Consider the following 23297-nt stretch of genomic DNA (forward strand, 5'->3'; position numbering starts at 1 on the left):
ATGCCGACAATCTACTGGCTCCTTAATGCCGGAAATGAAATGGCTCCCTAACGCCGAAAGTTCACATCCTTTGCCGATTGATGAGTTTGAAGCGTTTCTGCAACGGGTTTGAACTACTTTAATAAGTAAGTTTATTTGTCAGTGTCTCGTTACAAAATTGCAGATCCTCAAAAAGGCTAAGTGGTATCACGTCGACCTATTGTCAGTAGGAGGTCTGCCGCGACGGTCCGTTCTTGGCCGAAAGTACGCGCCAAGCAATAATGCCGCATTGCGATCCTTCATCTGGTGGGAAAGTTACCACCAAACAGTAGAAAGTCGAGCGTGCGTGCCAAGGTCGAACATGCCTTCCTGATCATCAAGCGCCTCTTTCGCTTTGCCAAGGTCAGCTATCGCGGCATGATGAAGAACGGCAATCGCCTGTTTGTTGTGGCGACACTGGCGAATCTGTTCAAGGCGCGCCATCATTTGTTTCGACTTCAGCAGGGAAGGTGTGTCTGATGAACTAGAAATCGACCAGAATGGTCGGTGAAATGACCCTTGCCAAGGTAATTCGTGGCCAGTTTGAATATCCACAGCAGATTGTGCGCGCGTCCCTATAACTCAAGCTGGCTCCAAGGCATGGCGACTGGCATTGAAGCGCGCAGGCATAACGGATTTTTGCTGGCATGATTTAAGGCACACTTGGGCGAGTTGGCATGTTCAAAATGGGACTCTGCTTCAGGTTTTGCAAGAACGGTGGTTGGTCGAGCATAACAATGGTACAGCGATACGCTCACCTATCTGGCGAACATCTGCGGGCTTGGGTAAACCCACCTTTGAAGATAGCTGCATGAGAAGTTGTTAAAAGAGAGTTCGGATGGCGTATGTCATGATTCTGCCATACCGAAAAAAAAGGCCGCACAAAGCGGCCATTTAGGAAAGTGTAACGTATTGTTTCACTTTCGATTTGTTGGTAGCGCGATTACTATCGAATAGCGCGCGAAGAGTGGCGCGAACAAACGATACAGCCAAACAGAAAGCCTCTGGTTACCCCCATTGTTACCCCCGCGACACTATCGCTGCCACCCATTAAAAGGGGTTGAATATGCACTGTAAAAGTTGCTTGCATGGGGTGTATCCTTGAATTTAGATGCTCGCATTATGCCGCACCGGCATAAGAAGGCGTAGTGATTCCGACGCCAAGACTTACACACAGGTCTGCAACTAGGACAGGTAAACGCTAAATGGACAAACAAGTGGCAAAAATATTGTGGTCGCTGCCTCAAGAAAGCAGGAATAAGGTGCTAAGAATGGCGCGCGCGCTGCATCAAAATCGGATCGAGCGGGCGCTGCAGTGGCGCGAGAAGCTGGGGATCAAAGAGGGTAGTGTCTTAGTGGACGACGCTAAGCATCTGCCATAGGAAGGCGATTTTCACCAGAGTTAAAGGAGTACAGATATGACTTCCAATCAGGCACTTTTAGAGATTTACAAGGACGACCCGTTACTGGCGAAGCCATGGCCGCCAATCTCCCCGAGGGATCGAGAATTGGCGAGGCGTCAGCGCGTCGCGTGGTTCTGCTTAAGACCCTCGTTTCAGAAGGCCGCGAAGCAGAGTCCGGAGGGAGAAGCGGAATACTGGAGCAAATTCTCCGTTGGGGGGCAACTCCCAAATCTCTCGACGCCATTTTCTCAAGAGCAACTTCTGAGCATGACGTACATGGAAATAGTCGAGGCGATGCAAGCTCTGAATCAGCCGTAGATTCATCAGGACGCGCCCAGGCGTTCTACAATCCAGCATACAAGACTAAAGGAGCACAGCTATACATGAATAAGGAAACAAAGGAGACACTGCGCCAGCTTTTCTGCGTTGTCGCTGTCATCGCGTTATTTGTTCTTGCAGTCAGAACCGTATTTCCGTATGGCCCACCGAGCGCGGGATTCGACGAACCCACTACAAATCCATATTATCTCGCAATGCCGTGGTACGAGAACCTGTGGCGCTGGTGCGTAGGGGCGGCCCTTATTGCATCTGCGGTCTCGGTGGTACTCACCATGATGGCGCTAAGCGAGGAGAAGCAGCAATTGCGCTACAAACAAGAGCAGTTACGCCAAGCTTTGTCTGGTGAGTTGAGGCGGACGTTGTGACGGTATTTGCGTCCAATCCATCATGAGCCTATCCTGAATTTTGTGTGTAATTCGCGGCCTGGCAGATGGTCAATTTAACTGTAGGTGAAAGCTGGCAGCTTAAAGGTTGCCTGTTTTCATAGAGTGGTGCTGCATTGCTAAAAGGCGTAGAATTCATATGTGGCTGATGCGATTTCTATTCGCGCCTCACGCAGCCATCCCAATCCTCACTGATTTAATAATCCGAAATTACCGGCCGATCCAAGGCCAGGGGATACGGCTGTCTATCTATGCCTGGTCGTTCGACTAAGGAGACATAAATGCTTAAAGATGCTAACAAATCACTGCTCTCGCCAAAATTTGCTTTGGCACTTCAATTTGCCAATGAAATACACGGTAAACAGATCCGTAAGGGTTTGGGAGCGCCTTACATTTCTCACTTAATGGCGGTGTGCGGCCTGGTACTGGAATATGGAGGTGACGAAACCCAAGCCATCGCTGCCCTGCTGCACGATGCGGCTGAGGATTGCGGCGGCAATCCTATGCTTGAGACCGTGCGCGTGATGTTTGGTGATGAGGTGGCCGAAATCGTAGATGCCTGCACCGATACCGTTGAAGAGCCGAAACCGGACTGGCTTCCGCGCAAGGAGTCCTACTTAGCAGGGCTGGCCACTGAACCGGGCGAAGCAAAACTGGTTTCCTGTGCTGACAAACTGCATAACATCAGTCACACCTTGCGCGACATTAGAAGTGAGGGTGTCGAGCCATGGAAGGCTCGGATGAAAAAAACCAAGAACGGCAGCAGCGAAAAACAGTGTTGGTACTACCTGGGCTGTTTGAAGTCGCTATCTACCGGATGGAGTAACCCGATACTTGGGGAGTTCGCGCGTTCAGTCCTGATGCTCTGCGAATTGGCGGGTACCGAAGCGGATGTAGCCAGGGCGCATCACTTAATTCGGAGCAGTGGCTTATGAATGCGACCACGATTCCAGAGAACGCAGTTGGCCACGTAGGAATGGTGGCAGCACTGAAACGTGTCAATGAAGCAGACGTAGGGAAGTTGGTTGCCTTGCGTGAACCAGTTGGGTTTGTGACTACATTGGTTGGTAGCGACAAGCCTGTATTCGCCTGGCTTGCGCTCCCTTTGGGAGAACCAATCGACTGCAATGGGAAGAAAAGTCGAAGTGTCTATGTCGCAGATCGCTGTCTGATCCCGATAAGCGATATGACAGATGACGAAGTCGAAACCATTTCTCGTTCACAAGCGGATTCCGACTTTAAAGCAGCCCTAGCAGAAATGAAGGAAATCCTCGAAAAGTGCGAGATCAAACCAGGAGAGCTTGGGCGTTTCGTGGATAAGGCTGCGGCTGAGTTTAGTATCAGTAGGGTGCTAGAGGTTGTGGCAGTCCCAGTCGCATTGAGAGAGATCGGCTTCTATCCTTCCCCCCAGTCCGATGAAGTGCTGCTTTGGACTGGAATACATGCGGGGATGGAACTCCATTTCCAGGCAGGCAATCAGTGGATTGATAGATGGGTACTAGTTGGCTCAGGTAAGTCCAGGCGTCAGGCGGTGTGGGATGAACGGGCATTACCCAACGAAGCGCCACGGGGGAAGATAGTCAAAACTATTCTTGATATTTGGAGATCCGCATTCTTGCAGGCTCCTGTTCCAGATTGCCTCGCACTAGGGGCGATTTACGAGCGCCATCAGAAAGATATGCAAAGCATTAATCTTGCATTGCCTCGTTTGTCGTTAGATCCAAAGGTCTTTAGGGCAGTACTCAAGTGGATTCGCTCGCGCCACATTCAATCTGCCAATGAATTGCTGACACTGTCATATTCCGATGGCTTACTGCGTCTTGATGTTGAAGGCATAGTCTACGGTTGTCCTGGTCGCGGTCAGTGGGTAGATGACTGCAAGGTATTTTGCTCAGACCTGATGGAACTTGCCGATCGTTTTGGTCGAGTACGGAGTATCCAAATGACGCAGGGTACGGATCATATTTTAGTGAACGAACACCCAGTTGTGATTCAGGCATGAAGAGGTATAGGCTCAGGCATAGATACTTTGGCGTATATACCTTTTGCGAAAAAAAGTGCAACATCCTAGCGTTCTGTTTGTGGTGAACTAGCCACCATTCCAAGCTAGTATTTATGCTGGGAGTTCAAATGAAAAAGTATTTATTGATTGCAATGCTGCTTTCATCATCATACTCAATGACAGTACTTGCTCAGTGCAGAAGTTCTAATGTTTGTGACAACTATGGCAATAACTGCCGTGTGCAAGATATTTGCGACTCAACACTTGATCTCCCTTCAACAAACTTGCCACCGCTCCAACCTTTACCGTCCATGGAACTAAAACCGCTACCATCGTTGGCACTTCCTCCAATTGGAACGTCTAAATGTGAATACGTCCAAGTAAATGGCCAATGGCAAAATATTTGTCACTAATTTCATTAGCACGACAAGAGGCTCGAAACTTATGGCAGTCCTGAACAGGATATAGAATCGTGTCAGAAAATTATGGTTAAAAATCTATGAAAATCTTATCAGCAATCGCTAAGCTAATATTTATACTTGGGTGTCTTTTACCACAGTCCGCTTGGAGCGATTACGAGCTAGTAGATGTCAATGGGGTCGTTTTGACTATGTCGATAACCAAATCAATCAAGGAATCAGACTACACAGACATAGTCAAGGAAGTGAAAAATTATGAAAAGTATAAAGCTATAAAAAAGTTGTCGCCAGCTTCAGTCTACCATTTCTACCTTGACTCTCTAGGGGGTAATGTTGCAACTTCATTGAAGATTGGCCGATACTTAAGAAAATTGCACGCTCTTGCAGAGGTAAAAGAAAATGCGGCTTGTCTAAGTTCATGCGTATACATTCTTGCAGGCGCTGCAATGAGGATTGTCAATGGACAGGTCGGTATTCATAGACCATATGATCCCAACGGGGAAATCACTACCGAAGTGCAGCAAAAGGAAAAATATAGAAAAATTGGCAAGCAAATTGTGGCATATTTCAAAGAAATGAATATTCCAACAAGGCTATACGAGGACTCGATGTATATCAGTCCAGATAAAATTAAGATCCTCAGCTACAACGAAATGCAGGCATACGGATTAAATACAAATGATCCATATTTTGAGGAATCGATTGAAAGTTCTTCTGCCAAAAGCCATGGCGTTTCGAGGCAAGAATATAAAGCGCGAGAAAAACGGGCGAGGAGCGAATGTCAAATGGATGCGATCGATGCCGCGCCTGAGGAAGAACAGCATAGTAGGGCAAAGTGCTTCGATGCAATTATGGCAGGAACGCGCTGATCTATTTATCAGCCGAACGACGATTCAATGATTAAGTTGAAATTGTCTGTCCAAGTCGCAACCATTTCAGGATCAGTAGTAACTTCTTCAACCCTATTCGAATAAGGCATCGCCCTGGCCCTTTGGTAGATGCTCAGCAAATCGAATCCGTGTTGTTTTGCTGCGCCCTTCAGAGCAACGTCCATTGAGAGCAGGTATTGTTGCCAGTGTTGAACCTCTCTTAGCGCATCATCTAGCTCACGAAATTTCTCTGGATGCTTTGAAATAAGCGCTTCCATTCGCAATGCTGAAGCGACCATCCAGTGCCGAGCAATCCAATGCTCATGGGCAAAAACACTAGCCAGCGTTGATAGTCCCTCTGCCCACTTAAGAAATTCCACATCGTTCATGGAGTAGGACTTTTTTGGGACTGACGACAAAACACGCATCGCCTCCAATTCATCCGCGTCCGTGGTGTACCGAAAGAACAATGCCGCCCGCTGTTTGTTGGTCAGGGCTGCATAACTTTTAGTGATTGCATCAGTTTTCATTTTCGAATCATCCTCTCCATAATTTCCAGTCGTGACTCTAATACTTCAGCTTCATATGCCTTACGGATAGCATCCAGAACATAGGCCAGTTTCGTACCGTCAGCAGTATCAATTCGCCCGGATCGCATATCTCGGTACACTGCTCCCAGTTCACGCCTGATGGCTGCCGCATCCCGAAGGTCGATTTTCGGGGGGGTAGGCTGCAGCAGTGTTACTTGCTGGTCGCCGATTTCCAGCGATTGTTTTCCACCGCCTTCGAGGTTATCGTTCATCTTGTCTCGTGTTCGTCGCTTGCGTTTCCATCGATTGCGACTAATTGCTCAAAACGCAGGTCGAAGAACTGTTGATCTTTCATACCGTCTTCAATGAGCGATTCTTGACGTGCCACGATCAAGTGTTGATTTGAGTTTGATCGCCAGCGGGTGAGTGCGTGTTTTCTTCTCTAAGGTTTGAGCCAGCCCCCCAGAATTAGTACTGAGTATTGGTACTAATTCATTGTCTGCACTTCCTGCCACCGTACATCCTGCATTCTTTGCAGGAAGTAAAGGGGTGAAACTGCATTTTTTGCCGGTCAACTCCTGCACTTTTTGCCGGGTGCTTTTTTCACCTGGCGCAGCCCAGTCACGCCACGCGCATGGCACGAATCCAGCAAGAAACAGGTCTTTTGTGTCTTTAATGGGAAGCCATGTAACAGCGTAACGGGCACAGACCTTGTTTGCGCCGTGACTGCGCGTGCGATAGATAAAACCATGGCTAATCAATTCGGCAATGGCTTTGCGCAAAGTGTGCTCGCTACCGATGCCGTAAGGCTTACACCACGAGAATGCCGCATGAAGATGCCCGTTGTTACCTTTCGACCAGACTAGATTCACAGTTAGCTGCCGAGCTATCAGGGTTAGCAAGCGGCACGCAGAATGCGACAAGTCGGCATAGGCGGGGCTATCTATCACCCGATGCTCAATCGCAGCGTATGGGTGCTTTATGGAGGCTTTGGCCATCACTCCGATCCTTTCAACTGCATGAGGCGGGACCGTATCTCCGCCGCCGCGACCTTCCTCTCCATCTCTGTAATCACGCAGAGTGATGACTCTGTTTTCTGATGGCACGGTGGATTCTCCGGTATTCCTTTCGGCCAATAGTGCAGGTCCATGCAGGCAAGCTCATTGTCGAACGATCCAAGCGCATCACATCCCCGGCAATTCTCGAACTTCAAAATCATGAACTTCAAAAACCCGTTCATGCTGCCCGCCTCTCTGCCTCGATGCGCGCGCAGTCCTCCGCAAATCGCTGGCCATGCTCGCCAGCAGCGGCGATAACTTCAGGTGAGAGGAAATACACTCCGATGGTGGCGTGCCTGCCTGCGTCGGTGGTTGTGACCGTCTGCTCGATCATTTGGACAGGCCAGCCGAGGTCACCACGTAACACGTAAACATGATGCGAGAGCCGGGCGCTACCGAATCGCTTCCAGCAGTCAAGATGAGTAAGGCGCTCGCCTCTCAGTAGCGCGCCGAGCGTGCGCCCCTTGACGGTTGCGGGTGATGGGTAGCAGAATGACGGCAGCTTGTTTTCGTAGTTCCCGAGGATGCCCTCCTGGCCGGGGGCATTTTCATTTGGGAGGTTCATTGCTCACCGCCTCGGCTGTCAGCGATGCGGGATTGCGCCCATGCTTCCACATCCACAGAATTCCATACGGTCGTGTTCGCTGCTAGCTTGATCGGTTTCGGGAATACCCCAGCCTTGACCCATGACCAGATTGTAGAAGGTGCTACGCCGCCGCAAATTTCACGAACGCGGGGGAGCCTGTAAAAGACAATTGGTGTTGCAGTAGTGTTTGGTTGCATCGCTTGCGCTCCATATGTATCCCGTTTCCGGTATGTGCGCACATTGCTTGGCAGAGTAGTTAATATATATTGGAGATATTGGGGGGATAAATTGGAGTATCAGCGCTGGCGTGTGATTTGGGGTAAATAATCCCCCAGTTTTCCCCTAGTTTTTCTGTGCGCCAAGAGTAGAGTATTCAGGGAACAGGTCGGTATAGGGATTGGGAGTACCAATTGCCTGTCGACCTTTCTTGAATTTCACGACCCCGGCTATGTAGTCATCGAAAGTGCTGAGTTCCACAGTCATAGATTTAGGTTCGAACTTTCTGGCAACGTAACGAAGTTGGTCTTTTGTTCCTGGCATCGCGTTCCTGTCGAGTTTCCCACCTTGTGTGTTGTATCTTTTATCAATCTCGTCCAGCAACTTATCGAATGCCTCGCTGAATTTTCTCGGCGCCTTACTCTTCCCCGTATACCTTTCCCCCGCTTGCACAGCCCTTTCAACAGCATCTGCAAACAGCGGCCACATGTTTACATCCGGATCGCGCAAATGATTGGCAGATTTCAGTGTGGGCAGGTCAAGTCCGTGCCTCTTCCCCCATGCCAGCCAATCGCTAGGCGATTGAGGATTTGCTGCTTCGCCTTTTGCAATTTCTAAACCTCGTTCAATTGCCGCAATCATGTAGCCCGGAAGGGGGTCTTCACGCCTGGCGCGTTCCCGCCATGATTCGGGGTCGCACCCATTCATAAGAGGAACTGCTTCATTGGCAACCAGTGTCGGTCTTGCAGCCCAGAAATCCCAGTTCTGCGAAATGGAGAGAAGTCCAATGAATAGGTTCCTGTTTTCCTCATCCGCACGGACCAGATCATGCTGACAATCAAGTTGCTCGGCAACACTGCTCCTAGTTGCTTCATCGAGTTCGTCCTGTGGAATCTGCGAGGGGGTAGATATTTCGCTGCCTTTGTTGGCCTGCTGGTCGTGTGTGCTGTTATGTACCGTAGAATTACCGTTAGCCATGAGGCGACCTCCGTACAGGTTGCGTTGTGGTCGGGCGGTTTGGGTGTTGACGCACCTTTGCCGCCGCTCTCCCATGATCCGCATGGGAACGGTGAAACTCTATGCTGCTGCGTTCAACGGTATTACTTCCGCGCCCGTTTTCAACTTATCCAGATAGTCCGACCATTGCTGCATCATCTTCCGGCGCTCAGCAAGGTGCGCTGTGCGGTTGTATGCACGCCCGTTCGGATCGCGCACGGCATGGGCAAGCTGGTGCTCGATGAAGTCCGGTCGTACCTGTAGCACTTCGTCGAGGATGGTGCGTGCCATTGCGCGGAAGCCGTGACCGCTCATTTCATCCTTGGCAAAACCCATGCGCCGCAATGCAGCCAGTATCGCGTTATCGCTCATCGGCCGGCCATTGGTTCGCGCGCCGGGGAACACATATCGCCCCGCGCCCGTTAGCGCGTGAAGCTCTTTTAAGATTGCCACAGCTTGTGCGGACAACGGGACAAGGTGCGGCTCGCGCATCTTCATCCGTTCGGCAGGAATGTTCCACTCGGCCTTGTCCAAATCAATCTCTATCCAGTCCGCTTTGCGCAGTTCGCCAGGGCGCACGAAAACCAGTGGGGCGAGGCGCAGAGCGCACTTGGTCACGAAAGCACCTTGGTAGTCATCCATGGCGCGTAGAAGCGCCCCTATCGCCTTGGGATCTGTGATGGCAGCGCGGTGCTGCGTCTCTGCTGTGGAAAGTGCGCCCCGCAAGTCAGATGCCACGTCACGCTCAGCACGTCCGGTTGCGATGGCATAGCGGAATATCTGGCTGAAGTAGTAGCGCATCCGGTGGGCGCTTTCTACGGCCCCGCGTTCTTCGATGCGGCGTAATGACTTCAGCAAATCAGGAGGGGTAATCTCAGCAATTGGCATCCCGCCAAGCCAAGGGAATGCGTCATTTTCCAGTCGGCGGATAATTTTGTCGGCGTTGGATGCTGCCCAGCCGGGCAGCTTCTTGGCATACCACTCGCGCGCAATCACTTCAAAGCTATTCGCAGCCCGGTCTGTCTTGGCTGATTTAACCGCCTTGCGGTTCTCGCTGGGATCTACCCCATCAGCCAGGAGCTTGCGCGCATCGTCGCGGCGATCCCTTGCCGCTTTCAGGCTCACTTCGGGGTAAGTTCCAAGTGAGAGCAGCTTCTCCTTACCCCCAATGCGATACTTGAGACGCCACCACTTACCCCCTGCCGGTGCGATGAGAAGGAACATCCCTTTCTCGTCTGACAGCTTGATCGGCTTTGCACCGGGCTTAGCGTTCTTGATTGCGGTATCGGATAGTGCCATTTGGGGTAACTCCTTGACATCAGGTGTGCGTTACCCCGAAAGTTACCCCCTGTTACCCCCAGATGTCAATGGATAGGATTGTATGGGGATAGACAACAAAAAACCCGCAAAGCTAATAACTGTGCGGGTTTATGTATTGGATTGGACTGCTTTGCTCTACCGTCTGGTAGGCGCGATTGGACTCGAACCAACGACCCCCACCATGTCAAGGTGGTGCTCTAACCAGCTGAGCTACGCGCCTGTAAAAGGCCGCGCATTGTAACCGAACAGATTCGGGGCGCCAAGAACTAAGTGCTGATTTGCCTAATACTGAGCCTATGCGTGGTTTTGGTTACGACCAATATCTGCGCCTGTAAGTCTTCACCGAAATCAGGCGCTCGCTCAATACTGGGCTGAGGCATGATTTTCAAATCTTGTGTACTCGCCACGGAAGGTAAGTCTTACCGTACCGATCGGGCCATTACGTTGCTTGCCGATGATGATCTCGGCCGTGCCTTTGTCCTGAGAATCCGGATTGTAAACTTCGTCGCGATAGATGAACAGAATCAGGTCAGCATCCTGCTCGATAGCGCCTGATTCACGCAAATCCGACATCACCGGACGCTTGTTCGGCCGCTGCTCCAAGCTACGGTTCAGCTGCGACAGCGCGATCACCGGCACATGCAATTCCTTGGCCAGCGATTTAAGCGAACGGGATATTTCGGAGATCTCGGTGGCGCGGTTCTCGCTCGCTTTGCCTGCCGGTGAAGACATGAGTTGGATATAGTCAATGACCACCAACCCAAGACCATTATTCTGCCGATGCAGTCGGCGCGTACGCGAACGTAATTCTAGCGCATTCAGGCCCGGGGTCTCGTCGATAAAGATCGGCGCATCGTTGAGCAGACCCAAGGCATGAGTCATGCGCGACCAGTCTTCGTCTTCCAGTTTACCGGTACGCAAAGTATGCTGATTAAGTCGCCCTACCGAGCCGATCATACGCATCGCCAGTTGGGCGCCTCCCATTTCCATACTGAAGATCGCTACCGGCTTGCCTTCCAAAGCCACATTCTCTGCGATGTTGATGGAGAATGCGGTCTTGCCCATACTGGGGCGACCGGCAACGATAACCAAGTCACCGGGCTGCAAACCGGAGGTCTTGCTATCCAGATCGGTGAAACCGGTAGCAGTACCGGTCACGTCACTGGCATTGTCTCTCGCATACAAAGTCTCAATGCGCTCCACCACCTGCGTCAACAGCGGCGGCATGGCAACAAAGCCCTGACTGCCCCGCTCGCCCTCTTCGTTGATCTCAAGCACGCGGCTTTCTGCCTCATCCAGTAACTGTCCTGCGGAGCGCCCGCCCGGGTTGTAGGCACTGGTCGCTATTTCGCTGCCCACCTCCACCAGTTTGCGCATGATGGCTCGCTCGCGCACGATCTCGGCATAACGGCGAATATTGGCTGCAGAAGGTACGTTTTGCGCCAATGATCCGAGATAAACCAGGCCGCCCGCCTTCTCCAACTCGGCATTGCTCTCCAGCGATTCGGCCAGGGTAATGACATCCACTGGCTGTGCATGTTCGGTCAGACGTCCAATATGACGCCAGATCAAACGATGCTCGTTGCGGTAAAAATCGCTTTCGCTCAACAGATCGGCGACCTTGTCCCACGCACTGGTATCCAGCAGGATGCCGCCCAGCACCGACTGCTCTGCCTCGACGGAATGAGGGGGAAGCTTTAAGGATTCAAGCTGGGAATCTGCAACGGGAACGGAAAAATTTTGCATGGTGTAACCGCAAATTTCGGGAGGGTGATTCTACACTTTTCAGACAACAAAAAAGGGCTGTTCCCAGCCCTTTTTCATAACCGCATGACAACGCAGGATTACTGCTCGCCCACCACTGTCACTGTCACGTTTGCAACCACGTCCGGATGCAGCGAGATGGTGATCGGATGATCGCCGATCTGCTTCAGGTGACCGGTAGCCATACGTACCTGGCTCTTTTCGACTTTGTGGCCTTGTGCTGCCAGGGCAACTGCAATGTCCGCATTGGTAACGGAACCGAACAACTTGCCATCCACGCCCGCTTTTTGCACGATCTGCACACTCAAGCCTTCCAGCTTGGCGCCGCGAGCCTGCGCATCGGCCAGTTTGGCTTGGTCAGCCGCTTCCAGTTCTGCACGACGTGTCGCGAAATCCGCCACGTTGTGTTCCGTCGCACGCTTGGCTTTGCCTTGCGGGATGAGGAAATTACGCGCGAAACCGTTTTTTACTTTGACCACATCGCCCAACTGGCCGAGGTTGATCACTTTTTCCATCAGAATCACTTGCATGATCTACTCCTTAGTGCAAATCAGTGTAGGGCAGCAACGCCAGGAAGCGCGCGCGTTTCACGGCCACGCTCAGCTGACGCTGGAAGCGCGTCTTGGTACCGGTAATACGTGCCGGGATCAGCTTGCCGTTCTCGGAAACCATTTCCTTCAGGATGTTGAGATCCTTGTAGTCCACTTCCGCAATCTTCTCGGCGGTGAAACGGCAGAACTTGCGGCGTTTGAACAATTGACGCGAAGCGCTGTTCTTCTTGTCATCTTTCTTTTTAAATACACGAGCCATGTTGTGCTCCTCTATCTCAATGTAACGTTATCAATGTGCAAAACCAGTTGCGCGATCTTCAGGCTGCGCTGCGCAAGGAAACCTTCGGCTTTCACCATCTGGCCGGGTTGCAAACGGCTGACTTGCTGTGCCGCTTCTCCCAGTGCCAGTGCCGGAACATCACACTGAACCTGGCGTTGCATCCCTGCTTCCTGCTGCATCGAAGTGTGGCGCAATTTGAACGCCACTCTCGCCAATCCCGCCGGGGTGTATCTCAAGCCTTCCGACTCGATCACTTCCCCTTCAATCACACAACGGTTGCTGCTCAATCCTTCTTACGCTGCAGGAGCAGCTGCTTCTGCTGCCGGCGCAGGTGCTGCGGCATCGCTGTTGAACGAACGCGACTTCTCTTCCTTCATCATGGCGGAAGGCGTAACGACTGCAGCCTTGGTCTTGATGGTCAGATGGCGCAACACGGCGTCGTTGAACTTGAATGCGTGTTCCAGTTCGTCCAGCGTGGGCTGGTCGACTTCGATGTTCATCAGCACGTAATGTGCCTTGTGGATCTTCTGGATCGGGTAAGCCAGCTGGCGGCGGCCCCAGTCTTCCAGGCGGTGGATGTGACCGTTCTTGCTGGTCACCAACGTGCGATAACGCTCAACCATCGCGGGCACTTGCTCGCTCTGATCGGGATGCACGATAAATACGATTTCGTAGTGTCGCATTACATCTCCTTGTGGATTAAAGCCCCCCGACATTAATGGACGGTGGAGCAAGGTCAAAAACTCCCTTTTTCAGGGAGGGGCGCATTATAGGGATATTCCGTGCCGCGTCAAGCGCTAAGCCATTAATCCGCCGCTAGAATGCGTAACGGCGGGCGCAAAACCAGCCGCCGGGTCGCCAACCACCCGGCCAGCGTCACCACCGCGATGCCGCCTCCGCAACCGATGAACCAGATGGAAACATCTGACCGGTAAGGGATATCCAGTACGAAACGCGCCAGCACCCAGCCCAGCAGCACTGCGCCCGCCGCCGCGAACAGGCCACTCAAGCCACCCAGCACGGCGAACTCGGACAGGTGCAGACGCCGCAGATAGAGACTGTCCGCCCCCAGCGTGCGCAGGATAGCTGCCTCGTGGCTGCGCTCATCCTGCGTGGCAAGCAGCGCGGCATACAGTACCGCGAGGCCGGAAAACAGGGTAAACAGGAACACTGCACTCACCGTTTGTGCGATCTGGTTCATGATGTTGCGCACCTGTGCGATCACCGCACCGGTATCGATCAACAATAAATTGGGGAATTCGCGCGACAGTTCGTCGCCCGTTCGCACCTTGTCCGGCGGCAGGTAGAAACTGCCCAGGTAGCTGGCCGGAAAATCCCTGAGCAGTTCCGGCGTGGCGATGACAAAGAAATTCACCTTCATTGAATCCCATTGCACCTTGCGCAGGCTGGTGACTTTCGCGGTAAATGTGCTGCCGGCCACATCGTAGGTGAGCACGTCCCCGAGACGAATGCCCAGCGTCTTGGCGATGCCTTCCTCCACGGAAAGTTGCCCTCCCGCCCCTGCCGTCCACCACCGCCCTTGCACCAGTTCATTCCAGGTTGGCATCTGTTCCATCCAGGAAAGGTTGAACTCGCGATCCACCAGTGCCTGGGCACGCGGATCGGGGTAGCTGCTGCCATTGATCGAGCGGTCGTTGATGGCGATCAGCCTGCCGCGCACCATCGGCTGCAACTCAGGTATCGGCAACGTCTGGTGCACAAAGAAATCCCGCACCGGCTGGATCTGGTCGGGCTGTATGTTCACCACGAAGCGGTTCGGCGTATCCGGCGGCAGTTTGCCCTGCCAGCTTTCCATCAGATCGGCGCGCACCATCGTCAGCACCAGCAAGGCCATGCCGCCCAGACTCAATGCCACCACCTGTATCGCCGCACTGCGCCCGTGCCGCGCGAGGTTGTTGAATGCATGTCGCCAATGCGATTGAAAGAAATATGCGTTGCGTGCCAGACCATGAAGCAGCACCCAGGCCAGTCCGCCGAACACCAGCAGCCCCGCGAGCAAACCTCCCAATACCGCCAAACCCAGTTTCAGCGAGCCTGCATGCCACAGGAACAGTCCTGCCAACACCAACAACGCAAGGCCATAAATCAGCCAGCCGCTGGCTTCCGGTGAATCCATCTCGCGGCGCAGCACGCGCAGCGGCGATACCTTGCGCAATTGCAGCAGGGGCAGGAAGGCGAAACCGAGCAGCAAAGCAAAGCCGCTGAGTGCAGCCTTGAGCAGCGGCAGCACGCCGGGTTGCGGCAAGCCTGCCTCGCGCATGGACGAGATGCTCTCGACCAACCCCGCTTGCGTGACATAGCCCAGCAAACCGCCGAGAAGCACCGAGACCACGCCAAGCAGGATGAATTGATAAAGGAACAGCCACAGTACCTGCGCCTGCTGAGCGCCGAGGCAACGCATCACCGCGCAGCCGTCCAGATGGCGCAGCACGAAGCGCCGTGCCGCCAGCGCCATCGCGGCGCCAGCCAGGATGGCGGCAGTCAATGCGGCAAGGCCAAGGAAATGCTCGGCACGTTCGAGCGCCGTGCGTATCTCGGGACGCGCATCGCGCACGTCCTCCATCTTTTCGTTGCCGGAAAGCTTTTCCTGCAGCGTCGCGCGCAGCGCAACCACCTGCCTAGCATCGCCTGCGATCATCAGGCGATATGAAATGCGGCTGCCTTCCTGCAGCAAGCCGGTAGAAGCCAAGTCGGCATCGTTCATCAGCACGCGCGGCGCAAAGCTGGCGAAACCGATGGACTGGTCGATGTCCTTCACGATGCGCGCTGCCACCATAAAACGCCGTGAGCCGATCCCAGCTTCATCCCCGATCTTGATATCGAGACGGCGCAGCAAACGTTCATCCACCCAAACCGTGCCGCGTGCCGGGATCGCCTGCGCCACGTGCACAGCGCCATCGTCGATCTCGATCTTGCCGCGCAGCGGATAGCCCGGCTCCGCCGACTGTATCTCGCTCAACAACACCTGCTCGCGGTGCGACACCATGCTGGGGAAAGTACGGCTCTCGACCACGCGCAAACCGAGCTTCTGCGCCATTTCGCGATATTCGGGGGAAAACGGTCGCGTCGAAGTGATGCGCAGATCGGCACCGATCAGGCTCTGCGCCTGCTGCTGCAACGCTTGCCTCACACGGTCGGCGAACAAGCCAACGGTAGCAAGGCTGCCAACCGCCAACATCAGCGCCAGCAGCAACACCCGCCACTCCCCGGCGCGCCAGTCGCGGCGCAGCAAATTGAGGGAGAGACGAAAGAGGTTCATTTTGTAAGTACGGAAAAATCGTGATTCACAATGCCGTTCCTTCTCGATTTACCACTTTTGTGCATCGCGCACCAAAACAGTGACAATACTTTGTAAGATTAATAACAATCCTGCCTTATACCGGCGTCATCAAAGACACCCCATAACGCCACGAATACCAATATCCTCGCCACTCTAAACCAAATCAACTTGATGTTGGCACGCAATATGCGACTAACTAAGCAAGGGTGGCAATTCCGAGCCCGATAGAAGTTGCCGCAACAAAATGATCAACGCAAGGAGGTGTGTCATGGCTATCGTTATGAACATGAGCAGCTACGAAATTGAACGTTGTCCAGTCGAGTTCGGATATGCCAAGGAAACCTTGCGTTCCGATTGGAACCCTGCCTTGACCCGGTTGAGCCTGCAGCCAGTTGTTTCGACAGCCAATAAGCAGAGAACCATGCCAGCCGAACTCGCGACGGTCAATGTGGAATTGTTCCTGCAGAGGATGTAAGCCTTGGATATGCGTGCTGCACATTCCGGCAGTCTCGACACGACAGAGAAGCCTGATCGACTCTTGGTTACCCTGCTTGGTAATCCCCCGGTCAAAAGATTTGATCCGCTAGTTGATTGTTAAAGTTTCGGTGTAACGACACTACACCACCCGCCCGGCCGCCAGTCTCAACAGCTTGCCACAGCGCTTCGCTAGTGCCTCGTCGTGTGTTACCAGAATCAGCGTCGTGCCCTGTGCACGGTTGAGTTCCAGCATCAATTCGATGACCTGTGCACCGGTGGCGGCGTCGAGGTTGCCGGTGGGCTCGTCGGCAAACAATATCCTGGGCCGGGTGACAAAGGCGCGCGCCAGTGCTACGCGCTGCTGTTCTCCGCCGGAGAGATGTTTTGGCAGGTGGTGGGCGCGTGCGCTCAAACCGACCTGCTGCAAGGATGTTTCGGCGCGCTGCCGCGCATCTTTTGCGCCAGTCAGTTCCAGCGGAAGCATCACGTTCTCCAGTGCATTCAGCGCGGGCAGCAACTGGAAGGACTGGAACACGAAACCCGCCAGTTCGCCGCGTAATCTCGCACGCCCATCCTCATCCATCTCGAACAGGTCTGTGCCATGCAGCAATACCTTGCCGCTGGTCGGGACATCCAGCCCCGCCAGAAGGCCGAGCAAAGTGGATTTGCCTGAACCCGATGCGCCGACGATGGCAAGGCTCTCTCCCGCTTCCACCTCAAAGCTGACGTCGTGCAGGATAACGAGCGGCTGATCGCCACTTAACACTTGCTTGGTGAGACCTACTGCTTGCACAATCGACGCCATGAAGACCTTTCTTAAAATCACATTGCTTGTCACTGCGCTGCTACTGCCTGCCCTTGCTCAAGCTGCGAAGAACATTCTGGTGTTCGGCGACAGTTTATCAGCCGGATACGGTATAGCACGAGACGATTCATGGGTGAATTTATTGCAGCTTGAGCTAAAAAAAAGTCATCCGCAGTTCGAAGTGGTGAATGCAAGTATCAGCGGCGAGACAACTTCGGGCGGGCTGCGCCGCATTGGCAAAGCCATGCAAGAACATCATCCCGTCCTGGTAATCCTTGAATTGGGGGCGAACGACGGGCTGCGCGGCGGCACCATCGCAGAGATGGAAAAGAACCTCGACCGGATCATTGAACAGGTGCAGCAAGCGCATGCCAGGATATTGCTGCTCGGCCTCCAGTTGCCGCCTAACTACGGCCTCGACTACACCAGGCAATTCCGTGCGCTCTACCCCAGACTGTCAAGGAAGCATGACATCGCACTGGTTCCTTTCATGCTGCAAGATATTCCGCCGGAGCAGTTTCAGGCCGACAACCTGCACCCAAATGCAGAAGCGCAACCGCGTATCATGCAACGTGTCCTGAAATCGTTATTGCCCCTACTGCGCTGATGCCCAATCACCTTTCGCACGAAACCAGCCCCTACCTGTTGCAGCACGCCGACAACCCGGTGGACTGGCATCCCTGGAATGCCGAGACCCTGAAGCTCGCACGCGATCTGGGCAAGCCCATCCTGCTCTCCATCGGCTATTCCGCTTGCCACTGGTGCCACGTGATGGCGCACGAGTCGTTCGAGGATGAAGCGGTCGCCGCCGTGATGAACGAACACTTCATCAACATCAAGGTGGACAGGGAGGAACGTCCCGACCTGGACCAGGTATACCAGAACGCACACTACCTGCTCGCAAAGCGCGGCGGCGGCTGGCCGCTGACCATGTTCCTTGAGCCGGACGGCACCCCGTTCTACAGCGGTACCTATTTCCCCAAGCAGGCGCGCTACGGCTTGCCCGGATTTCCGGATCTGTTGACGCGCATCGCCAAAGTCTACCGGGGAAAACGCGATGAACTGTCAGCCCAGGGCAAACAGCTCATCGCCCAGTTAGCCACCTGGCGGCCCGAGAAAGGCGCGACGGACATCGCACTCGACGCAACCCCGATCGACCTAGCGGTGCGGCAGCACAATCAGGATTTCGATCCGGTGAACGGCGGCTTCGGCGGCGCCCCCAAGTTTTTGCATCCTGCCGAACTGGACCTGCTGCTGCGGCAGGCTCACGCCACACATGACGAGCAAACGAGCCATGTCGCGCTGTTCACCCTGAGGCAGATGGCCCTGGGCGGACTGTACGATCAGCTCGGCGGCGGTTTCTGTCGCTACAGCGTGGATGCACACTGGGACATCCCGCATTTCGAGAAGATGCTGTATGACAACGGCGTGCTGCTCGGCCTGTATTGCGACGCCTGGCTAAGCAGCCATGATCCGTTTTTCGCCCACGTGGTGGTACAGACCGCAGGCTGGGTGATGCGCGAGATGCAGTCGCCGAACGGGCATGCCCGTTCCCCTCACCCCAACCCTGATATAACAACTAGCCATTCGACTAATCCCGCAAGCGGGCAAGTCGCTGGTTATCTCCCGCAAGCGGGCGAGGGAGCAAACGAGTCGCTACGCGAGATTGGGATTGGACGCGGCTATTACGCTTCGCTGGATGCAGACTCGGAACATGAGGAGGGCAAGTTCTATGTGTGGCAGCGCAACGAGATCCGCGACCTGCTGAGCGCCGACGAATACGCACTCGTCAAACCGTATTACGGGCTGGACAGCACACCCAACTTCGAGAATCACAGCTGGAACCTGCGCGTGACTCTACCGTTGGCCGGGATCGCTCAGCAGCTGAACATCAGCGCAGAACAGGCATCCGCACGGCTCGGCTCGGCACGGACAAAACTGTTCGCCGCGCGGGAACGGCGCATCCGCCCCGGCCGCGACGAAAAGATACTTGGTAGCTGGAACGGACTGATGATAGCCGGCATGGCAAAAGCAGCGCGTACCTTCAACCGCATCGACTGGTTACGGTCCGCACAGCAGGCGATGGATTTCGTGCGCGGCACGCTGTGGCAGAACGGCAAGCTACTCGCCACGCACAAGGATGGCAAGACACACCTGAACGCCTACCTGGACGACCATGCGTTCTTGCTGAATGCGGCGCTGGAATTGTTGCAAACGGAATATCGCGCCACCGACATGGCCTTTGCCATACAACTCGCCGATGCGCTGCTGGCCCGTTTCGAGGACACCGAGAACGGCGGTTTCTTCTTCACCAGCCATGACCACGAGGCGCTGATCCAGCGCAACAAGTCCGGCCAGGACGATGCCATCCCGTCCGGCAACGGCATCGCGGCACAGGGATTATTGCGGTTGGCGGAATTGACAGGCGATATGCCCTATATCGAAGCAGCCGAGCGTTGCCTGAAACTGTTCTTCCCGTTGATGCAAAGGGCAGCCGGCCAGTTCAGCAGCCTGTGCACCGCGCTGGATGAAGTGATGCAGCCGCCTTCCATGCTGGTGTTATGCGGCGCAAAAAATGAAACAACCGCCTGGCGGACGGCTGTGGCGGCGAAATATGCGCCGGGATTGATGATCATCGAACTGACCGGTAATGAAACCGGTTTGCCAGCCCCGTTGCGTAAACAGCGTACTGCAACAACGACGGCATGGCTGTGTCGCGGCACACAATGCCTGCCGCCGATCGGCAGCCTCGATGCGCTACTGGCAGAACTATAACCAACCACTAGTCAACCGTTCTCTGGTTGCTTAACGGGATGGCTAGTCGTTTATCAGCGTAGCGTTACCCCGCCCGCCTGAGCGCCGAAGCCGGGGAACATGCTCGCCACTCCGGCACCGAACTTCTTGGCAAGGCGATCCGCGAGACCTTCATGCGTGGTGAAGTCCACAACGTTTTCCACCTTGACCACGTCGCGCGCGACGGAATCCACACTGCCGATATCATCCGCCAAGCCCATCTGGATGGCTTTGTCGCCCGTCCAGAACAAGCCGCTGAATGTATCCTCGGTTTCTTTCAGCCGTTTGCCGCGCCCCTGTTTCACCACCTCGATGAATTGCTGGTGTATGTCCTCCAACATGTTTTTGGTAAATTCTTCCTGCTTGGGATTGAGCGGCGAGAACGGATCCATGAACCCCTTGTTCTTGCCCGCGGTCATCAGGCGGCGCTCTACACCCAGCTTCTGCATGGTGCCGGTGAATCCGAAACCATCCATCAACACGCCGATGGAACCGACGATACTGGCCTTGTTGACGTAGATCTTGTCGGCCGCAGCAGCGATGTAATAGCCGCCGGATGCGCACATGTCTTCCACCACCACATACAAAGGTATATCCGGATGCAGGCCGCGCAGACGGCGCATCTCGTCATTCACCAACCCGGCCTGTACCGGACTGCCGCCGGGGCTGTTGCAACGCAGAATCACGGCTGCGGTGTTTTTGTCCTTGTAGGCATCCTGCAAGCTGCCGATCAGGTTGTCCGCATTCGCATTGCTGTCCGCGGCAATCACTCCAGACAATTCGATCAGCGCACTGTGCTTGCCTGACAGAGAACCGTCGACCTTGTCGCCCATCCATCCCATGACCAAAAAGAGTATGAAGAACAGATATCCGAAACCAAGCACCTTGAAGAAGATTCCCCAGTGCCGGGCACGGCGCTGCTCCTGAACGGCGGATAACGCCAGTTTTTCCAGTACGCCGCGTTCCCAGTTGTTGTTGTTTTCTTCTGACATAAATTAAAACTCCTTCGATAAATTCGTTATGCGTTGACCCTGAACCACTCTCTCAGTTCAACAAAATCATCAAGCAGGGCGATCGGTTTCAATTCGCGCAATTGATCCTCAGGATGCGCGCCGTGTGTTACACCCACTGCATCCACCCCGGCGTTGATCGCCATTTGCAGGTCATGCGTGGTATCGCCGATCATCAGGGTACGTTCCGGTGGCACGTCCAGTTCATCCATGATCTCCAGCAGCATCGCCGGGTGCGGCTTGGAGAATGTCCGGTCTGCCGTGCGCGTGGCATGGAAATACTCGCCCATATGGGTGGATTCAAGGGCATGGTCCAGACCGTTGCGATTCTTGCCTGTCGCCACCGCAAGCCTGTAGCCTGCGCCATGCAACTCGATGATGGTCTCCCTGGCCTGGTCGAACAGGGGGATGGATTCATTCTGCGACAGGAAATGATGGCGGTAGCGTGCAACCAGCGGCTCATACATCTCTTCCGGCGCATCGGGAACGGCATGGCGCAATGCCTGCAACAGACCCAAACCGATCACATGACGTGCCGTTTCATCGTCCGGCACCGGCAATTTCAGGTCGCGGCAGGCAGCCTGGATCGATCCCGCGATGATCGCCGTCGAGTCCATCACCGTGCCGTCCCAGTCGAACACAATCAATTCGTAACGTTTTGCCATCTGCACCGCCAAAATAAAATAGGCGCGGATTCTACCATTTCGCTTGCCCATCACCGCGGTAATCCCTACCATGCCGCGCCATGAACACCTTACCCAGTTGGCTAATTTATTGTCGTCCTGGCTTCGAACGCGATTGCGTGGAAGAAACCCAGGCCAAGCCTGTCGAAACGACCGAGAACAGCGGCTATGTCGTGCTGCAAGGCAAGCCACGGCTGACTTACAGGCAATTGACCTTCGCGCGTCAATTGCTCAGCCTGCATGCGGAAGTAAGCGATTTGCCGGAACGCGACCGGCTTACACCGCTGCTGGCAGCGATACCCGCATCGCCTGAACGGTTTAGCGCCCTGTACCTGGAAGTGCCGGACACCAACGAGGGCAAGACGCTGTCGGGCTTCACGCGGCGTTTTCAGCCCCTTCTGGAAGAGGCGTTGCGAGTACAAGGAAGGTTGGCGGATGCGTCGGGTATTCACCCTTCGACAGGCTCAGGGCGAACGGATATTTCTCCTCGCCTGCACATCTTCTTTCCCGATAACCAACGCGCCCTGATCGCCACCGCCGATCCGCATAACAGCTCGGCTGCACTCAACGGCATCCAGCGCGTCAGCATGGCGAGCGATGCGCCTAGCCGTTCCTATCTCAAACTCGCGGAAGCGTTCGAGGTGTTCCTCGACAAAAAGGAACAGGCGCTATGGCTTAAACCGGGCATGACCGCAATCGACCTCGGTGCCGCACCCGGCGGCTGGACCTGGCAATTGGTGCAGCGCGGATTGAAAGTCACCGCCGTGGATAACGGCCCGCTCAAGGGAGCTGCGGCAGGTCATCCTTCCATCAGGCATCTGCGCGAGGACGGCTTCCGCTTCCGTCCGCAGCGCCCGGTGGACTGGCTGGTGTGCGACATGGTGGAACAACCTCAGCGTGTCGCGACCTTGATGACCGAATGGTTCATCGGCGGCCACACCCAGCGCGCCATCTTCAATCTCAAGCTGCCGATGAAAAAACGCGTCGCGGCATTGAACGATGCGCTCAACAGCATACGCACCGCACTCAACAACATAGGTATCCGTTACCAACTGGAAGCCAAGCAGCTCTACCATGACCGTGAAGAAGTCACGGTATACCTGGCACGCAAACGCTAGCAACCCGTTACGCAGTCTCGTCGATGTGTTCAGTCATGTCGCCCTCGCGCAGATTGTGACGACGGCGGTCGATACCTGATCGCAACTCGACCAGCACGGGCAAATGGCTGACGCGACGACAGGCTTTGCGGCGGTCTTCGAAGGCAACTGTACGATGCTGTTGCTGCGCGACCGGACGCACGGGTTCCCGATGAACCTCGTGCGGCTCGACATGGGGAAGGTCGGGTTGCTCGCGAGGAAATACGGGTTTCACCGCTTGCGCCGCGGACAGCCCCTTCACCTGGCGAGTCGTCGGACTCGCCGTCGTTGACGGAATACTGGGCACATAGCGCATGACAACTCCTCGCGACCGCATCGTGCGACCGGCAACCCTGTT

The 23297-nt window shown here is 54.6% G+C and carries 27 protein-coding genes, 1 tRNA gene and 2 pseudogenes; 11 read left to right on the plus strand and 19 right to left on the minus strand.

The features are described 5' to 3' along the window. Positions 1–303: 303 nt before the first annotated feature. The 7 genes and pseudogenes from QOY30_RS08955 to QOY30_RS08980 all read left to right on the plus strand — a co-directional run. A pseudogene (locus QOY30_RS08955) lies at positions 304–498 on the plus strand (IS5-like element ISCARN107 family transposase); the annotation flags it as partial. A gap of 94 nt (positions 499–592) precedes the next feature. Further along, positions 593–833 (plus strand): annotated as a pseudogene (locus QOY30_RS18040) (tyrosine-type recombinase/integrase); the annotation flags it as partial. A 390-nt stretch (positions 834–1223) separates the two neighbouring features. Next, positions 1224–1400, plus strand: coding sequence for a hypothetical protein (locus tag QOY30_RS08960; RefSeq protein ID WP_283744272.1), 177 nt, complete (start codon positions 1224–1226; stop codon positions 1398–1400). After that, positions 1397–2125, plus strand: a complete 729-nt coding sequence (locus QOY30_RS08965; RefSeq protein ID WP_502958710.1) for a hypothetical protein — start codon at positions 1397–1399, stop codon at positions 2123–2125. Before QOY30_RS08960 ends, QOY30_RS08965 begins: the two co-directional genes overlap by 4 nt. A gap of 299 nt (positions 2126–2424) precedes the next feature. Then, positions 2425–3078 carry an HD domain-containing protein gene (locus QOY30_RS08970; RefSeq protein ID WP_283744274.1) on the plus strand — a complete coding sequence of 218 codons (654 nt, stop codon included), beginning with the start codon at positions 2425–2427 and terminating at the stop codon, positions 3076–3078. Further along, positions 3075–4145: a hypothetical protein gene (locus QOY30_RS08975; RefSeq protein ID WP_283744275.1), complete on the plus strand. Its 1071-nt coding sequence runs from the start codon at positions 3075–3077 to the stop codon at positions 4143–4145. The genes QOY30_RS08970 and QOY30_RS08975 overlap by 4 nt, the downstream gene beginning before the upstream one ends. A gap of 499 nt (positions 4146–4644) precedes the next feature. After that, positions 4645–5433, plus strand: coding sequence for a COG3904 family protein (locus tag QOY30_RS08980; protein ID WP_283744276.1), 789 nt, complete (start codon positions 4645–4647; stop codon positions 5431–5433). A gap of 8 nt (positions 5434–5441) precedes the next feature. Here QOY30_RS08980 and QOY30_RS08985 read toward each other — a convergent pair whose 3' ends face one another. From QOY30_RS08985 to QOY30_RS09055, 15 genes are all read right to left on the minus strand, one after another. Continuing rightward, positions 5442–5963, minus strand: a complete 522-nt coding sequence (locus tag QOY30_RS08985) for a hypothetical protein (RefSeq protein ID WP_283744277.1) — start codon at positions 5961–5963, stop codon at positions 5442–5444. Continuing rightward, complete coding sequence (locus QOY30_RS08990; RefSeq protein WP_283744278.1) at positions 5960–6235, minus strand: hypothetical protein; 276 nt, start codon at positions 6233–6235, stop codon at positions 5960–5962. The genes QOY30_RS08985 and QOY30_RS08990 overlap by 4 nt, the downstream gene beginning before the upstream one ends. Positions 6236–6325: 90 nt before the next feature. Then, the gene (locus tag QOY30_RS08995; protein ID WP_283744279.1) at positions 6326–6961 is read right to left on the minus strand and encodes a hypothetical protein; all 636 of its coding nucleotides are present in this window, start codon (positions 6959–6961) and stop codon (positions 6326–6328) included. Then, positions 6961–7203, minus strand: a complete 243-nt coding sequence (locus tag QOY30_RS09000) for a hypothetical protein (protein WP_283744280.1) — start codon at positions 7201–7203, stop codon at positions 6961–6963. The genes QOY30_RS08995 and QOY30_RS09000 overlap by 1 nt, the downstream gene beginning before the upstream one ends. Continuing rightward, a complete protein-coding gene (locus tag QOY30_RS09005; protein WP_283744281.1) occupies positions 7200–7586 on the minus strand; it encodes a hypothetical protein in 387 nt (128 codons plus the stop codon). Before QOY30_RS09005 ends, QOY30_RS09000 begins: the two co-directional genes overlap by 4 nt. Next, positions 7583–7804 carry a helix-turn-helix transcriptional regulator gene (locus tag QOY30_RS09010; RefSeq protein WP_283744282.1) on the minus strand — a complete coding sequence of 74 codons (222 nt, stop codon included), beginning with the start codon at positions 7802–7804 and terminating at the stop codon, positions 7583–7585. Before QOY30_RS09010 ends, QOY30_RS09005 begins: the two co-directional genes overlap by 4 nt. 145 nt (positions 7805–7949) lie before the next feature. After that, the gene (locus tag QOY30_RS09015) at positions 7950–8801 is read right to left on the minus strand and encodes a hypothetical protein (RefSeq protein WP_283744283.1); all 852 of its coding nucleotides are present in this window, start codon (positions 8799–8801) and stop codon (positions 7950–7952) included. A 99-nt stretch (positions 8802–8900) separates the two neighbouring features. After that, the gene (locus QOY30_RS09020) at positions 8901–10118 is read right to left on the minus strand and encodes a tyrosine-type recombinase/integrase (protein ID WP_283744284.1); all 1218 of its coding nucleotides are present in this window, start codon (positions 10116–10118) and stop codon (positions 8901–8903) included. Between the two features lie 164 nt (positions 10119–10282). Further along, positions 10283–10359 (minus strand) — tRNA-Val (locus QOY30_RS09025). A gap of 140 nt (positions 10360–10499) precedes the next feature. After that, positions 10500–11885 carry a replicative DNA helicase gene (dnaB, locus tag QOY30_RS09030; RefSeq protein WP_283744285.1) on the minus strand — a complete coding sequence of 462 codons (1386 nt, stop codon included), beginning with the start codon at positions 11883–11885 and terminating at the stop codon, positions 10500–10502. Between the two features lie 98 nt (positions 11886–11983). Beyond that, the gene (gene rplI / locus QOY30_RS09035) at positions 11984–12433 is read right to left on the minus strand and encodes a 50S ribosomal protein L9 (RefSeq protein ID WP_283744286.1); all 450 of its coding nucleotides are present in this window, start codon (positions 12431–12433) and stop codon (positions 11984–11986) included. Between the two features lie 10 nt (positions 12434–12443). Next, the gene (gene rpsR, locus QOY30_RS09040) at positions 12444–12713 is read right to left on the minus strand and encodes a 30S ribosomal protein S18 (RefSeq protein ID WP_283744287.1); all 270 of its coding nucleotides are present in this window, start codon (positions 12711–12713) and stop codon (positions 12444–12446) included. An 11-nt stretch (positions 12714–12724) separates the two neighbouring features. Then, positions 12725–13003, minus strand: coding sequence for a primosomal replication protein N (gene priB / locus QOY30_RS09045; protein ID WP_283744288.1), 279 nt, complete (start codon positions 13001–13003; stop codon positions 12725–12727). A gap of 24 nt (positions 13004–13027) precedes the next feature. Next, on the minus strand, positions 13028–13417 hold the full coding sequence (gene rpsF / locus QOY30_RS09050; RefSeq protein ID WP_283744289.1) for a 30S ribosomal protein S6: 390 nt from the start codon (positions 13415–13417) through the stop codon (positions 13028–13030). Positions 13418–13539: 122 nt separating this feature from the next. Continuing rightward, entirely contained in the window at positions 13540–16014 is a 2475-nt protein-coding gene (locus QOY30_RS09055; protein WP_283744290.1) for an ABC transporter permease, read from the minus strand. Positions 16015–16303: 289 nt separating this feature from the next. On the opposite strand from QOY30_RS09055, the gene QOY30_RS09060 reads away from it, so the two are divergent. Beyond that, positions 16304–16510 carry a hypothetical protein gene (locus QOY30_RS09060; protein WP_283744291.1) on the plus strand — a complete coding sequence of 69 codons (207 nt, stop codon included), beginning with the start codon at positions 16304–16306 and terminating at the stop codon, positions 16508–16510. A 141-nt stretch (positions 16511–16651) separates the two neighbouring features. Here the strand turns inward: QOY30_RS09060 and QOY30_RS09065 are convergent, their stop codons facing one another. Further along, the gene (locus QOY30_RS09065; RefSeq protein ID WP_283744292.1) at positions 16652–17317 is read right to left on the minus strand and encodes an ABC transporter ATP-binding protein; all 666 of its coding nucleotides are present in this window, start codon (positions 17315–17317) and stop codon (positions 16652–16654) included. On the opposite strand from QOY30_RS09065, the gene QOY30_RS09070 reads away from it, so the two are divergent. Then, positions 17316–17924, plus strand: a complete 609-nt coding sequence (locus tag QOY30_RS09070) for an arylesterase (protein ID WP_283744293.1) — start codon at positions 17316–17318, stop codon at positions 17922–17924. The two genes, QOY30_RS09065 and QOY30_RS09070, sit on opposite strands and share 2 nt — an antisense overlap. Next, positions 17924–20092, plus strand: a complete 2169-nt coding sequence (locus tag QOY30_RS09075; RefSeq protein ID WP_283744294.1) for a thioredoxin domain-containing protein — start codon at positions 17924–17926, stop codon at positions 20090–20092. The genes QOY30_RS09070 and QOY30_RS09075 overlap by 1 nt, the downstream gene beginning before the upstream one ends. 53 nt (positions 20093–20145) lie before the next feature. Here the strand turns inward: QOY30_RS09075 and QOY30_RS09080 are convergent, their stop codons facing one another. Together QOY30_RS09080 and QOY30_RS09085 are read right to left on the minus strand one after the other, a co-directional pair. Then, positions 20146–21102 carry a S49 family peptidase gene (locus QOY30_RS09080; protein ID WP_283744295.1) on the minus strand — a complete coding sequence of 319 codons (957 nt, stop codon included), beginning with the start codon at positions 21100–21102 and terminating at the stop codon, positions 20146–20148. 26 nt (positions 21103–21128) lie between these two features. Next, positions 21129–21785, minus strand: coding sequence for an HAD-IA family hydrolase (locus QOY30_RS09085; protein ID WP_283744296.1), 657 nt, complete (start codon positions 21783–21785; stop codon positions 21129–21131). Between the two features lie 80 nt (positions 21786–21865). Here QOY30_RS09085 and rlmM point away from each other — a divergent pair, with 80 nt between their 5' ends. After that, positions 21866–22921 (plus strand): 23S rRNA (cytidine(2498)-2'-O)-methyltransferase RlmM, encoded by a 1056-nt coding sequence (rlmM, locus tag QOY30_RS09090; protein ID WP_283744297.1) that lies wholly within the window; start codon positions 21866–21868, stop codon positions 22919–22921. Positions 22922–22928: 7 nt separating this feature from the next. Here the strand turns inward: rlmM and QOY30_RS09095 are convergent, their stop codons facing one another. Next, positions 22929–23255: a hypothetical protein gene (locus QOY30_RS09095; RefSeq protein WP_283744298.1), complete on the minus strand. Its 327-nt coding sequence runs from the start codon at positions 23253–23255 to the stop codon at positions 22929–22931. Positions 23256–23297 lie beyond the last annotated feature (42 nt).

The organism is Sideroxydans sp. CL21, from assembly GCF_902459525.1.
GTDB lineage: Bacteria > Pseudomonadota > Gammaproteobacteria > Burkholderiales > Gallionellaceae > Sideroxyarcus.